We start from the raw sequence: 12,657 nt of genomic DNA on the forward strand, positions 1-12,657 counted from the left end.
ACTCCGTACCCGCTGTACCCGCCGTACCCGCTCACGGCTCCTCCGCCATGATCTCGGCCGCGCGGTGGACGGACTTGACGATGTTCTGGTACCCCGTGCACCGGCACAGGTTGCCGGAGATGCCCTCCAGCACCTCCTCGTCGGTCGGCGCCGGGTTGTCGCGCAGCAGCGCGGTCACCGTGCACAGGAAGCCGGGGGTGCAGAAGCCGCACTGCAGGCCGTGGCACTCGGCGAAGGCCCGCTGCACCGGCGAGAGCGTGCCGTCCCCGTCGGCGAGTCCCTCGACGGTGGTGATGTCGCGCCCGTCCACGGTGACCGCGAACGTCAGGCAGGAGCGGACGGGCTCGCCGTCCAGCAGCACCGTGCAGCACCCGCAGACCCCGTGCTCGCACCCGACGTGCGTGCCGGTCAGGCCGAGGTCGTGCCGCAGGCAGTCGGACAGCAGCCGCCGCGCGGGGACCTCCGCCTGCCGCAGCACCCCGTTGACGGTCAGCGTGATCTCATGCATCCGCGGCCTCCCTGGCGGCGTCACGGAGTGCCTGCTCGGTGAGGACTCCGGCGAGGTGCCGCCGGTAGGCGGCGGTCGCGTGGATGTCGGTCTCGGGATCGACCCGTTCCCGTACGAGCCGGGCCGCCGCGTCCCAGTCGGCCGAGGCGGCCGGGCGGTGCCCGACGGCCTCGGTGACGTCGACGAGCAGCGGGACGAGGGCGAGGCTCACGCACGCCACCGCGGCCGAGGTGATCCTCAGGTCGTCGTCCAGGACGACCAGCGCCGCGATCCCGGCCAGGGCGTAGTCGCCGTGCCGCCGGGCGACCTCGCGGAACGCGGTGCCCGAGCGCGGGGGCGGCGCGGGGAAGAACGCGGAGACGGCCAGCTCGCCCGGGGCGAGGGCCGACTCCAGCGGGCCGATGAAGAAGTCCCCCGCGTCGACGTCCCTGACGGCGCCGGGCCGTGCCAGCCGTACCGAGCCCCTCAGCAGGATGAGGACGGCGGGCAGCTCGGCGGCGGGGTCGGCGTGGGCCAGGCTGCCGACCACGGTCCCCCGGTTGCGGATCACCGGGTGGGCCACCAGCCGGAGCGCCTGGCGCAGCAGCGGCTGGGCGGCGGCGACCCGCTCGTGCCGTTCCACCTGGGCGTGCCTGGCCAGGGCGCCGACCCGGACGCCCTCCGGGGCGACGTCGACGAACGCCAGCTCCGGCAGCCGGTTGATGTCGACCAGGTGGGCCGGGGCGGCCAGCCGCATGTTCAGCAGCGGGATCAGGCTCTGCCCCCCGGCGAGCACCTTGCCGTGCTCCCCGGCCCCGGCGAGGGCGCCGAGCGCCTCGCCGAGGGAGCGGGGGGCGTGGTATTCGAACGGGGGTGGCTTCACCCGGTGGCCTCTCGTTGCGGCTCGGACACCTTCGGACCGGCGCCGCCACCGGTGCCGCCGCGCCCGGCGATGACCCGGAGCAGGTGGTAGCCGGCCACCACCACGATGGTGCCGAGGGCGATGCCCTCCAGCGTGAAGTCCGAGCTGATCATATGCTTGACCGGGCCGATGGCGAGGATGATCCCGGCCCCGATCGGGACAAGGTTGACGGGGTCGGCGAAGTCGACCCGGTTCTCGACCCAGATCTTCGCGCCGAGCAGGCCGATCATGCCGTACAGGATGACGGTGATGCCGCCGAGCACGCCGCCCGGCGTGGCCGCGACCAGCGCGCCGAACTTGGGACAGAGGCCGAACAGGATCGCGATGACGGCGGCGATGTAGTAGGCGGCCGTCGAATAGACGCGGGTGGCGGCCATCACGCCGATGTTCTCGGCGTAGGTCGTGGTCGGGGAGCCGCCGAAGGCGCTGGCGACGACGGTGGCGGCGCCGTCCGCGGCGACCGCCCGGCCCATGTACGGGTCGACGTCGGTCCCGGTCATCTCGCCGACGGCCTTGACGTGGCCGACGTTCTCGGCGACCAGCGCGATCACCGCCGGGAGGACCAGCAGCACGGCGGAGAACTTGAAGTCGGGGAAATGCATGCTCGGCAGGCCGATCCAGTCGGCCGACGCCACGCCGCTGAAGTTCACCCTGGGATGCGTGTCGACCGCGCCGGTGCCCGCGTTGAAGGCGGTGATGTTCCCGAAGACCCTGTCGGCCCCCCAGGAGAGCGCGAAGCCGATGACCAGGCCGAGCAGGATGCCGATCCTGCCGATGAAGCCCTTGAAGAGCACGATGATGACGAAGGTGACGGTCATCGTGATCAGGGCGATCCACTGGTCCTGCGGCCAGTAGATGTCGGCGACGACGTACGCCAGGCCGAAGCCGATCAGCATCACGACGGCGCCGGTGACGACCGGCGGGAAGACGCGGTTGATGATCTGCACGCCGAGGAAGTGGATGGCCACGCCCACGAGCGCGAGGACGAATCCGGCGACGAGGATGGCGCCGGTGACGATCGCGTCGGTGGCGGGCGTGTCACCGCCCATGAGCGCCCGGATCGCGAGCACGCCGCCCACGAACGAGGCGCTGGTGCCGAGGTAGCTGGGGACCTTCCCCTTCACGATGAGCAGGAACATGATCGTTCCGACGCCCGAGAACATGATGGCGACGTTGGGATCGAGTCCCATCACCAGGGGGAAGACGAAGGTCGCGCCGAACATCGCGACGACGTGCTGCGCCCCGAACCCGACCATGCGCGGCCACGAGAGCCGTTCGTCGGGTCTGACCACCTCTCCCGGGGCGAGTGTCTTGCCGTCGCCGTGTTTCGTCCAACCTGCAACCATCGAGCCCCACCTTTCACCGGGCCGTCGGTCGGTGACCACCCCGCGGGCTTCCCTCCGGCGAATCCCCTTACAGCTGTTGCGGGCACGTTAGGACGGAAAGCATGCCCTTACATCGTCATGATCTGCCAAATCTGAGCGGCCGACCAGTGGACACCTCGCGCACGGCCCACCTACCCGCCCGGTGAGAGTCGTGTACGGCGTACCCGCGGGCCCGGCGAGGATCACGCACGGCGCGCCCGCCGGCCCGGCGAGGAGCGCGTACGGCGCGCTACTTCGCGACCACGTGGATCTCGAAGCCGTCGCCGGTCACCACCTGCCCGTCGCGGATCTTGCAGGTCTTGCGGAGCTCGACCTCGCCGTCCACCAGCACGTTGCCGTCGGCGATGAAGTGCTTGGCCTGGCCGCCCGTCTCGGTGACGCCGCAGTATTTGAGCAGGTCGCACAGCGGGATGTATTCGGTGTCCAGCTCGAAGGTCTCGTTCACGCCGAACAGCTTAGATCCCGCGTACGCGCCGGACGCGGCCGCTCCTCGCCGCCACCGCTTCGGGCCGGCGCCGGATCCCGCCCTCAGATCCCGCGCATCCGCAGGACGTGCAGGGCGAGGGTGAGGTTCAGGCGCAGGTGGGCGTCCTCGGTGAAGCCGCCGAGCATGCGCTCCAGCTTGCCGATCCGGTAGCGCAGCGTGTTGTAGTGGAAGTGCAGCCTGCGCGCCGTCTCGGCCACGTTGAGGTTGGTCTCCAGCAGCACCTGCAGCGTACGGCGCAGGTCGGCGTTCTCCGCGTCGTCGTCCGAGGCGAGCGGCCCGAGGGTCTCGCGGACGAAGGCGTGCAGCTCGGCGGTGTCGTTGACCAGGGAGAGCAGCCGGTAGACGCCGAGCTGGTCGAAGTGCGCGACCGCGCCGTTGCCGTGGAGCTGGCGGCCCACCCGCGCGGCCTTCAGCGCCTGGCCGTACGCCTCGGGCAGCGCCTCGGCCCCGACGGCGGTGCGGCTGGCGCCGGTGGAGAAGGTGGCGGGCAGGGACTCGGCGAAGGCCGCCGCCGCGTCCTTGGCCAGGCGGCCCGCGTCGACGGACGCGTCCACGACGGTGACGACCTCGTGGGAGAACCCGGCCACCGCGCCGCGCACGTCGTGGCGGCGCATCGCACCGGTCCAGCAGGTGACCAGGCGGTCCTGGGCGGCCCGCTCGTCGCCCTCGGGGTCGAGCTCGGCGACCAGCACGGTGACCGGGCGCTGCAGGTCCCAGCCGAAGGCCCTGGCCCGGGAGGCGACCCGTTCGGAGCCCCCGGCCCTGCCGGTGAGCACGTCGCGCAGGAAGTCGGCGCGGTACTTGCTCTCGACGGCGTTGACCGCCTCCTGCCGGGTCACCACCAGCGCGGCGACCGTGGCGGCACGTTCCAGAATGCCGACGTCGCCGTCGCCGATGGACCCGACCGGGCCGCAGGCGACGATCCTGCCGTGGTGGTGGCCACCCGCCACGACCGGCACCGAGGTGTGGCGCCCCTCGGAGGTTCCGGCGGCCCCGGGGGCCTCGCGCAGCGTGGCCACGTGCTCGACGGGCCCGGCCGCGGCCAGCACGTGGCCCGTCCCGTCCAGCACGGCCACCCCCACGCCCAGCAGCCCGGCGACCTCGGCCGTCACCTCGCGCAGCCCGCCCCCGGCGAGCACGACCTGGACCAGCGCCCGGTGCGCCTCCTCGGCCCTGGCCAGCACGGCGGCCTGGCGGTTGAGGATGTCGGTCAGGACCTGGTTGAGGATGTCGTCGAAACCGACGTCGTCGGGAAGCTGGATGAGCGGGAAGCCCAGCCGGTCGGCCTGCTCCACCATCTCCTCGGGCAGCTCGTCGAGATAGCGGCCGAGCTTGATGGCGAGCGCGGCCAGGCCGCGCTCGTCGAGGTCGGCCACCAGCCTGCCGAGCGACTGGGGGGTGTTGCGCAGCGGGTATCCGGTGGTGAGCAGCAGCTCGTGCGGCTTGACCCAGGCCAGGACGTCGGGCACCTCCATCACGTTGAGGCGCTGCACGACGCGGTCCAGGCCCCGCTCCCCCGCGATCAGCCGGGCCCCCGCCAGTGTCGAGACACCGAGGACCTCGCCGACGGCGACGCCATGGATGATCGTTCCGGTGCTCGCCGGGCGCACGGGGGGTTCCATGAGGTGATTGTGACTGATGGACCCGTCTGTCAGGAAGAGCCAACCTTTGGGCAGACTGTTGGCATCTTTCTCCGTACGGCCTGTGTCCGCGCCCGTTCTACCGTCGGCTCAATGGATGGGGGAGTCCGTGAGCGAGCGAACCGCTGGAGAGACCACCTTCACACCCACGGGGCCGGCCGAGGAGCGCTCATGAGCATCAAGACGCGCCCGAGAGCGCAGGGCGTACACGTACGGACGCACGGGACCGGCGCGGCCAGCACGACCCTGCGCCGGATGCTGGAGGCGCCCCGCCGCCCGGCGCGGGTGCTGGCGGCCTTCCCCTCCGGCGTCTACCTTGAGGTACGCACCGAGCTGGAACCGCAGGTCATCGCGGTGGTGACCGGGGAGGCCACCCGCCTGCCCAACGCCATGGTGGTCACCGGCCCGATGCCGAAGGTCGCGGTGGGCGACGAGGCCTCCGTCGGCGACGGCTCGATCGACGTCGGGCGGCTCAGCCTGCGGGCCCACCGCTGGTGGGACCCGGCCCCGCCGCTCGGCGCCGTGGACGCCGCGCGGCTGGCCCGCTCGCTGCCCGCGATGGCGGAGCTGTGCGAGCGGTCGCCGAGGCGTCCCGGGCTGGAGGGCAACGGCGCGGCCGGCCTGCTGGCCCAGGGATGCGCCGAGGGCTCGCTGCTGAAGAGCGTGGTGGCCGCCGAGCAGCTGGTCGGCCTGGGTCCCGGGCTCACACCGAGCGGTGACGACGTGCTCGCGGGACTGCTGGTCGCGCTGCGCCACCTGGGCGGGGCTGCGGGGGCGGGCCGGGCCGTCTGGCTGGCCGGCTGGCTGGCCGCGGCGGTCACCTTCGACGTGCGCGGCAGGACCACCCCCATCTCGGCGGCGCTGCTGCACTGCGCCGCCCGGGGCGAGGCCAGCGGCGAGGTGCTGGCCGTGCTGCGGGGCATGGCGGGACGGCAGTCCCTGGAGCCGGCGCTGCACCGCCTCCTGCGGCTGGGCCACACCTCCGGGGCGGACCTGGCGTGGGGGCTGCGGATCGGGCTCTCGGCGGTGATCGATCTGGAAGGCGGGGGCGATGGCGAGTACTGATGTGGTCCGGACGCGTACGGGGGTCTACCACGACTCCGTGAGCCTGATGCGGGTCAGCCGCGCGGCGGCCGCGCTGCCCGGCGTGGAGGTCGCGGTGGTGGCGATGGCCACCGAGCTCAACCTCGGGATCGCCGCCGACCTGGGTTTCGGCCTTCCCCGGGCGGATCCCGGCGACCTGCTGATCGCACTGCGCGGCGAGGCGGACGCCCTGGAGGCCGCGTCCGCGGAACTCGACGGGCTGCTCGCCGCGCTGTCGGCCCCGTCCGCGGGCGGCGGCGGCGCCGAGCGCCCGCCGCGGACCGTCCGCGCCGCGGCCCGCGAGCGCGCCGCCACCCTGGCCCTGGTCTCGGTGCCGGGCCCGCACGCGTTCGCCGAGGCGCTGGACGCGGTCGAGGCGGGCCTGTCCGTGATGATCTTCAGTGACAACGTGCCGGTCGAGCAGGAGGTGCTGCTCAAGAGGCGCGCCGCCGAGCGCGGCGTGCTGGTCATGGGTCCCGACTGCGGCACCGCGGTGGTCGGCGGGGCGGGTCTCGGTTTCGCGAACGTCCTGCGGCCGGGCCCGGTCGGGCTGGTGGCCGCCTCGGGGACCGGTGCGCAGCAGGTGAGCTGCCTGCTCGACCTGGCGGGGGTGGGGGTGTCGCACGTGCTGGGCGTGGGCGGTCGCGACCTGTCCGCGGACGTGGGCGGGCTGTCCACCCTGCGCGCCTTGGAGGCCCTCGACGCCGACCCGGCCACCGAGCTGATCGTCCTGATCTCCAAACCTCCGGCCCCCGAGGTCGCGCGGGCCGTCGAGGAGGCGGTGGCGAAACTCGGCACGCCGGTCGTGACCGCCCTGCTCGGTACCGGCCAGGACGACCTGACCTCGGCGACCGAGGCCGCCCTGCGCGCCCTCGGCGTCCCGGTCCCCACCTGGCCCTCCTGGCCCGTCCCCGGGACGGGCGGCGCGGCCCATGCGGCCTCCGCGGCCTCCGGGCTTCCCGGGAAGCCCGGGCTCCCCGGGACGGGTGACGCGGGGGCCGGGGGGAACCTGCGGGGGATCTACTCGGGCGGGACGCTGTGCGTGGAGGCGCGGCTGGTCGCCGGGCACGGCGAGTTCACCGACTTCGGCGACGACGCCTACACGGTCGGCAGGGCCCACCCGATGATCGACCCGACGCTCCGTCTGGAGGCCCTGGCCGAGGTGCCGCCCGGCGACGTCGTCCTGCTCGACGTGGTGCTCGGCCACGGCGCCGATCCCGACCCCGCCGCCAGGCTCGCGCCCGCGATCGCCGAGGCCGTCGCGAGAGGCGTCACGGCGGTGGTCGCGCTGGTCGGCTCCGAGGGCGACCCGCAGGGGCTGGCCACGCAGGCCGGGGCCCTGAACGCGGCGGGGGCCGCGGTGTTCACGTCCAACGCCGGGGCCGCCGGGCACGCCGCGCGAGCGAGCGCGGGGATCGCCGCGAACACTCGTTGACCGTTCGCCCGGAACGGGTTTCAGGTTCAAGGAGATTTCGATGACGCTGTCCATGCTTTCCGGCGAGCCGGAAGTGATCACGGTGGGGGCCGACGTGCTCGGCGAGGCGCTGGACGCGCAGGCCGTCCCGCAGGTCCGGGTGGACTGGCGCCCGCCGATGCCCGGCACCGAGGCGGACCTGGCCAGGGTGCTGGCCGACCCGCGCAGGGTCCGCGCCAACGAGACGGCCGTGGGCCGCCTGGTCTCGGCGCGGCCACAGCTCGTCGGGGTGCGGCCCGCGCACGAGGTGCTCGACCTGCCGAAGGGGACGTTCCTGCACGCGGGACCGCCGATCGAGTGGGAACGGGCCTCGGGCCCGATGCGGGGCGCGCTCATCGGGGCGATGCTGCTGGAGGGGCTGGCCGCCGACCCCGGGGAGGCCGAGGAGCTGCTGGCCGCCGGGCGGGCCCGGCTCGACTCCTGCCACCACCACCGGACCGTCGGGCCGATGGCGGGCGTGGTCACCCCGTCGATGTGGATGTTCGAGGTCCACGACGCCGAGCACGGCGGCACCGCCTACTGCTCGCTCAACGAGGGCCTGGGCAAGGTCCTGCGGTACGGCGCGTACGGCCCCGAGGTGCTGGAGCGGCTGCGCTGGATGGGCGAGGTGCTCGGCCCGGTGCTCCAGGCCACCCTGGAGCGGAGCGGGCCGCTCGACCTCAGGTCGCTGGCCGCGCAGGCCCTGCAGATGGGCGACGAGCTGCACAACCGCAACCGCGCCGCCACCTCGCTGCTGGTGCGCGAGCTCGCCCCCGGCGTGGTGGAGGCCGCTCCCGGCCACGCCGCCGAGGTCCTGCGCTTCGTCAACGGCAACGACCACTTCTTCCTCAACGCGGGCATGGCCGCGTGCAAGGTCAGCACGGACGCCGCGCGGGACGTCCCCGGCTCCACGATGGTCGTCGCCATGGCCCGCAACGGCACGGACTTCGGGGTCCAGGTCTCCGGGCTGGGCGACCGGTGGTTCACCGGCCCCGCGGGCGTGCCGGACGGTCTCTACCTGGGCGCGTACGGCCCGGACGACGCCAACCCCGACATCGGCGACTCGACGATCACCGAGACGGCCGGGCTGGGCGGCTTCGCGATGGCCGCGGCCCCGGCGATCGTGCGGTTCGTCGGCGGCGACGTGTCGGACGCGATGGCGGCCACCCGGTCCATGTACGAGATCACCCTGGCCGAGCACCCCGCGTACCAGATCCCGGGGCTGGACTTCCGGGGCACGCCGGTCGGCGTCGACGTCACGCTGGTGGCCAGGACGGGCCTGCTGCCCACCGTGAACACCGGCATCGCCGGACGGGTCGCGGGGACCGGACAGGTCGGCGCGGGCCTGGTCAGCCCGCCCGCCTCGGCCTTCACCTCGGCCCTGGCCGCGCTGGCCGAGGCGGTCGATCATGAACATACGACGTCTTAGTGATCTTTTGTCTATTAAGATTGGGTAAAGCTGACAATTCCGCCATCCGCCGGTAGCATTCGGCGACGTCAGAGCGCGGGCGCGGGCTCGGTGATCCGGAGAACACCGATCCTGACAAATACCGTCACGTGCTTTCTCAGCATGCAAACTTCCATAACCAAATGCCATCTCGCTATCGTGTCCACCTCACAAAAGCGCTGGTTATGGGGAACGGGGAACGATGACCGATCGCTTGCTCGGGAGAAACCCCCAGGGGCCTGAGGGCGGCGATTCCGCCGGAACACCGGAGGGCCAGGGCAGGCTCGTGGGCAGGCGCTACCGCCTGGTGTCCCCGGTGGGCCGTGGCGGCATGGGCATGGTGTGGCACGCGCACGACGTCCTGCTCGACCGGGACGTCGCGGTCAAGGAGCTGATCCTCCCCTACGGGCTCGACCACGCGGGCACCCAGGGGGCCCACCGGCGGATGCTGCGCGAGGCCCGCTCGGCGGCCCGGCTCAGCCACCCCGGCATCGTCACCGTCCACGACGTCGTCGAGGAGGACGGCCGCCCCTGGATCGTGATGGAGCTGGTCCGCGCCTGGTCGCTGGAGCAGGCCGTGCGGCAGAGCGGGCCGCTGCCGGTGGTCCAGGCCGCCGAGATCGGCGTGCGGGTGCTCGACGCGCTCCGCCACGCCCACGCCGCCGGGATCATGCACCGCGACGTCAAGCCGGGCAACGTGCTGCTCACCTCCGACCGGGTGGTCCTCACCGACTTCGGCATCGCCGCCATAGAGGGCGACGTCGCGATCACCCAGACCGGCCTGCTGATGGGCTCGCCCGCCTACATCCCGCCGGAGCGGCTCTCGGGCCAGCCGGTCACGCAGTCCTCCGACCTGTGGTCCTTCGGCGCCACCCTGTACGCGGCGGTCGAGGGGCGGCCTCCCTACGAGGGGCCGGACGCGGTGGCCGTGCTCGGCGCGATCCTCACCCAGGAGCCCAGCCGCCCCCAGCGGGCCGGCGCCCTGATCACCGTCATCGAGGGCCTGCTCCGCAAGAACCCCGCCGACCGGATGAGCGCCTCGCAGGTGTCCGACCTGCTCGACCGGGTGCTGCGCAGCCACGGCTCCAGCACCCCGAACCGCGCGCCCACCCCGGCGCCCTCGTCGATGCCGGTCCCCGGCGACTCCATGCCGATCCACCTGATGCCCCCGCTGGACATGCCGTCGGGACCGATGCCCTCCCGGATCATCGAGACGCCCTCCGGCCCGATCCGCGTGCCGTACGGCTCGGGCAACGACTCCTCCGGCGGCCACCCGCTCCCCTACGACGCGCTCTCCGGCCCGTCGGGATCCCAGCGCGCGGACCTGCTGTCCTTCCCCGCCTCCGCCTCCGGCGGGTTCCCCCGGCCGGGCGGGCCGCCGGCCGACGCGGCCACCGGCCTGACCGGCGGCCACCAGCGCGGCTACGACGCGCTGCGCATCCCGGCGACCGGGCCCGACGGCAACCCGTTCGACCCGCTGACCAGCTTCTCCGGCGACCTGCCCGTCGCCGCGCCGTCCGCGCCACCGGCCGCACCGCGGCGCGGCGGGCAGAGCGAGGCGTCCCGGGCCCGGGAGGCGGCGCTCTGGCCCGTCCCCTCCTCGCCGGAGGCCTCCTCCCGCGCCGCCGTACGGGACTCGCAGACCCTGACCTCTCCCAGCCGGAACGGGGCGCGCGGGAGCGCGCGCCGCGCGCAGGGAAACGAGGGCGGCGGTCCCGACGTCCGCCTGCTGATGTTCGGCGGGGGCGGCGTGCTGGCCATCGTGGTCGCCGGGCTGCTCGTCTTCCTGCCCGGCGGGAACTCCGATCCCGCGGCCCCCGCGACCCCGTCCACGGCGATCTCCTCGGCGGCCGAGTCGCAGGCCCCCACCGGGCCGAGCGAGGTCCCCGAGGGCTTCAAACGGGTGGACGCCGCCGGTGTCTCCGGCGCGGTGCCCGAGGACTGGACGGTGAAGGAGGGCGCCGGCGGAACGGCCACCCTCTCCGGGCCGAAGGGCGGCGGGCAGAACATCGTCGTCGCCAAGGTGCCGGTCGCGGAGCCGGTGCTGGCGCTGAGCAGGGCGAGCAAGAAGGGCCTGGACGAATACACCGAGGTCGGCGTGACGGCGGTGAACTACCGCACGTGGAAGGCCGCGGACTGGGAGTACACCTACGTCCAGTCCAACGGCGTCCCGATGCACGGGCTGACGCGCTACATCGCCGTCAACGGCCTGACCGCCTACCAGATCACGTTCAGGGTCCAGGATCTGGACTGGGAGAAGAACTCGGAGATCCTCCAGACGTTCTTCGCCACCTTCGCACCGGTCGACTGATCCCGCCGGTCGTCTCCTTACCCCGTCGGCGAAATGGCCTCGTGGTGCGGTCATGAGCGATGGCAGACTTCGCTCGTGACCGCGAACCCCACGAACACCGCGAACCCCGGCGGCCCCCCGGACGCGGAGCGGATCGCCGCCGTGCAGCGGCGGACGCTCACCGTCCTGTCCGCCGCCCAGATCAGCGGCGGGATCGGGGTCGCCGTAGGGCTCACCTTCAGCTCGGTGACCGTGGAGGAGCTGTCCGGCTCCACCGCGCTCAGCGGGCTGGCCGGGACCGCGACCGTGCTGGGCGCCGCGCTGCTGGCGCTGCCCACCGCGAGATCGTCCGGCAGGGGCGGGCGGCGGGCCGGGCTCGCCCTGGCCTACGGGTGCGCCCTGCTCGGCTGCCTGGTCTCGCTGCTCGCCGTCGGCCTGGGATCGTGGCCGCTGCTGCTGGCCGGGCTGGTGCTGTTCGGCGCGGCCAGCGCGGGCGGCCTGGCCTCGCGCTACGCCGCGACCGACCTGTCCCCGCCGGGGCACTCGGCCCGGCACCTGTCGCTGGTGGTGTGGGCCACCACCGTCGGATCGGTCACCGGGCCGAACCTCGCGGGACCGGCCGAACGGTTCAGCGCCGGACTCGGGCTGCCGGCGGGCAGCGGCCCGTTCGCCCTCGCCCTGCTGGGCTTCGCCCTCGCCCTCGGCATCATCATGATCGCCCTGCGTCCCGATCCGCTGCTCCTGGCCCGCGCCACACTCCCGGCCCCGGACGCGTCCCCCGGTTCCGGCGTCCCCGCGTCCGGCCCGGCCCCGAAGGCCCCCGGCTCCCCGGGAAAGGGCGCGGGCACGTTCCGTACCGCCTGGCGGGTGCTGCGCGGGACGCCCGTGGCGGGCCGCGCCCTGGTCGCGATCGCGGTCAGCCACACCGCGATGGTCTCGGTCATGTCCATGACGCCGGTCCACCTCGACCACGGCGGCTCGACGTACACGGTCATCGGGATCGTGATCAGCCTGCACATCGCGGGGATGTACGTGCTGTCGCCCGTGGTCGGCTGGCTCGCCGACCGGGCCGGCAGGACACCGGTGCTGGTGCTGGGGATGGGCCTGCTGCTGGCCGCCTCCGTCCTCGCGGGCGGGGCCGGGGCGCACGACGTCACGCGGGTGACCGCCGGCCTGGTCCTGCTCGGCCTCGGCTGGTCGTGCGGGCTGATCTCCGGCTCGGCGATGCTCAGCGAAGCCGTGCCGCTGGAACACCGCACCCCCGTGCAGGGCCTCTCGGACCTGCTGATGAACGTCTGCGGCGCGACCGGCACCGTGATCGCCGGGGTGATCGTCGGCAGCCTGTCGTACGGCGTGCTCGGCGCGGCCGTCGCGGTCATGGTGGCGGTCACCGGCGCCTGGCTGGCCCTGGCCCGCGCCTGAGCCATGGCCGGAGCGCGAGCGGGAGCGGGGCCGGAGCGCGA

Annotated in this window: 10 protein-coding genes; 5 read left to right on the top strand and 5 right to left on the bottom strand. The window is 73.7% G+C overall.

Going from position 1 to position 12,657, the window contains the following annotated elements:
- Positions 1–31: 31 nt before the first annotated feature.
- The 5 genes from AB0F88_RS11835 to AB0F88_RS11855 all read right to left on the bottom strand — a co-directional run bounded on the left by AB0F88_RS11835 (position 32) and on the right by AB0F88_RS11855 (position 4,903).
- Complete coding sequence (locus AB0F88_RS11835; protein ID WP_350970475.1) at positions 32–508, bottom strand: (2Fe-2S)-binding protein; 477 nt, start codon at positions 506–508, stop codon at positions 32–34.
- Positions 501–1,370: an FAD binding domain-containing protein gene (locus AB0F88_RS11840; protein ID WP_362681003.1), complete on the bottom strand. Its 870-nt coding sequence runs from the start codon at positions 1,368–1,370 to the stop codon at positions 501–503. The genes AB0F88_RS11835 and AB0F88_RS11840 overlap by 8 nt, the downstream gene beginning before the upstream one ends.
- On the bottom strand, positions 1,367–2,755 hold the full coding sequence (locus tag AB0F88_RS11845; RefSeq protein WP_362681006.1) for a solute carrier family 23 protein: 1,389 nt from the start codon (positions 2,753–2,755) through the stop codon (positions 1,367–1,369). Before AB0F88_RS11845 ends, AB0F88_RS11840 begins: the two co-directional genes overlap by 4 nt.
- A 268-nt stretch (positions 2,756–3,023) precedes the next feature.
- Complete coding sequence (locus AB0F88_RS11850) at positions 3,024–3,239, bottom strand: RNA-binding S4 domain-containing protein (RefSeq protein ID WP_362681009.1); 216 nt, start codon at positions 3,237–3,239, stop codon at positions 3,024–3,026.
- Positions 3,240–3,322: 83 nt separating this feature from the next.
- Positions 3,323–4,903, bottom strand: coding sequence for a PucR family transcriptional regulator ligand-binding domain-containing protein (locus AB0F88_RS11855; protein ID WP_362681013.1), 1,581 nt, complete (start codon positions 4,901–4,903; stop codon positions 3,323–3,325).
- A gap of 189 nt (positions 4,904–5,092) precedes the next feature.
- On the opposite strand from AB0F88_RS11855, the gene AB0F88_RS11860 reads away from it, so the two are divergent.
- The 5 genes from AB0F88_RS11860 to AB0F88_RS11880 all read left to right on the top strand — a co-directional run bounded on the left by AB0F88_RS11860 (position 5,093) and on the right by AB0F88_RS11880 (position 12,616).
- On the top strand, positions 5,093–5,986 hold the full coding sequence (locus AB0F88_RS11860) for a DUF2877 domain-containing protein (protein WP_362681016.1): 894 nt from the start codon (positions 5,093–5,095) through the stop codon (positions 5,984–5,986).
- Complete coding sequence (locus AB0F88_RS11865) at positions 5,973–7,439, top strand: FdrA family protein (protein WP_362681019.1); 1,467 nt, start codon at positions 5,973–5,975, stop codon at positions 7,437–7,439. Before AB0F88_RS11860 ends, AB0F88_RS11865 begins: the two co-directional genes overlap by 14 nt.
- Before the next feature lie 40 nt (positions 7,440–7,479).
- On the top strand, positions 7,480–8,886 hold the full coding sequence (locus tag AB0F88_RS11870) for a DUF1116 domain-containing protein (RefSeq protein WP_362681022.1): 1,407 nt from the start codon (positions 7,480–7,482) through the stop codon (positions 8,884–8,886).
- Positions 8,887–9,106: 220 nt separating this feature from the next.
- Positions 9,107–11,215, top strand: a complete 2,109-nt coding sequence (locus AB0F88_RS11875; protein ID WP_362681025.1) for a serine/threonine-protein kinase — start codon at positions 9,107–9,109, stop codon at positions 11,213–11,215.
- Between the two features lie 75 nt (positions 11,216–11,290).
- A complete protein-coding gene (locus AB0F88_RS11880; RefSeq protein ID WP_362681028.1) occupies positions 11,291–12,616 on the top strand; it encodes an MFS transporter in 1,326 nt (441 codons plus the stop codon).
- The last annotated feature ends 41 nt before the right edge of the window (positions 12,617–12,657 follow it).

Source organism: Streptosporangium sp. NPDC023963, from assembly GCF_040639135.1.
Taxonomy (GTDB): domain Bacteria; phylum Actinomycetota; class Actinomycetes; order Streptosporangiales; family Streptosporangiaceae; genus Streptosporangium.

Coding starts and splice junctions, on each gene's coding strand:
- AB0F88_RS11835 (WP_350970475.1), bottom strand. CDS start 508: ATGCATGAGATCACGCTGACCGTCAACGGGGTGCTGCGGCAGGCGGAG.
- AB0F88_RS11845 (WP_362681006.1), bottom strand. CDS start 2,755: ATGGTTGCAGGTTGGACGAAACACGGCGACGGCAAGACACTCGCCCCG.
- AB0F88_RS11855 (WP_362681013.1), bottom strand. CDS start 4,903: ATGGAACCCCCCGTGCGCCCGGCGAGCACCGGAACGATCATCCATGGC.
- AB0F88_RS11860 (WP_362681016.1), top strand. CDS start 5,093: ATGAGCATCAAGACGCGCCCGAGAGCGCAGGGCGTACACGTACGGACG.
- AB0F88_RS11865 (WP_362681019.1), top strand. CDS start 5,973: ATGGCGAGTACTGATGTGGTCCGGACGCGTACGGGGGTCTACCACGAC.
- AB0F88_RS11870 (WP_362681022.1), top strand. CDS start 7,480: ATGACGCTGTCCATGCTTTCCGGCGAGCCGGAAGTGATCACGGTGGGG.
- AB0F88_RS11875 (WP_362681025.1), top strand. CDS start 9,107: ATGACCGATCGCTTGCTCGGGAGAAACCCCCAGGGGCCTGAGGGCGGC.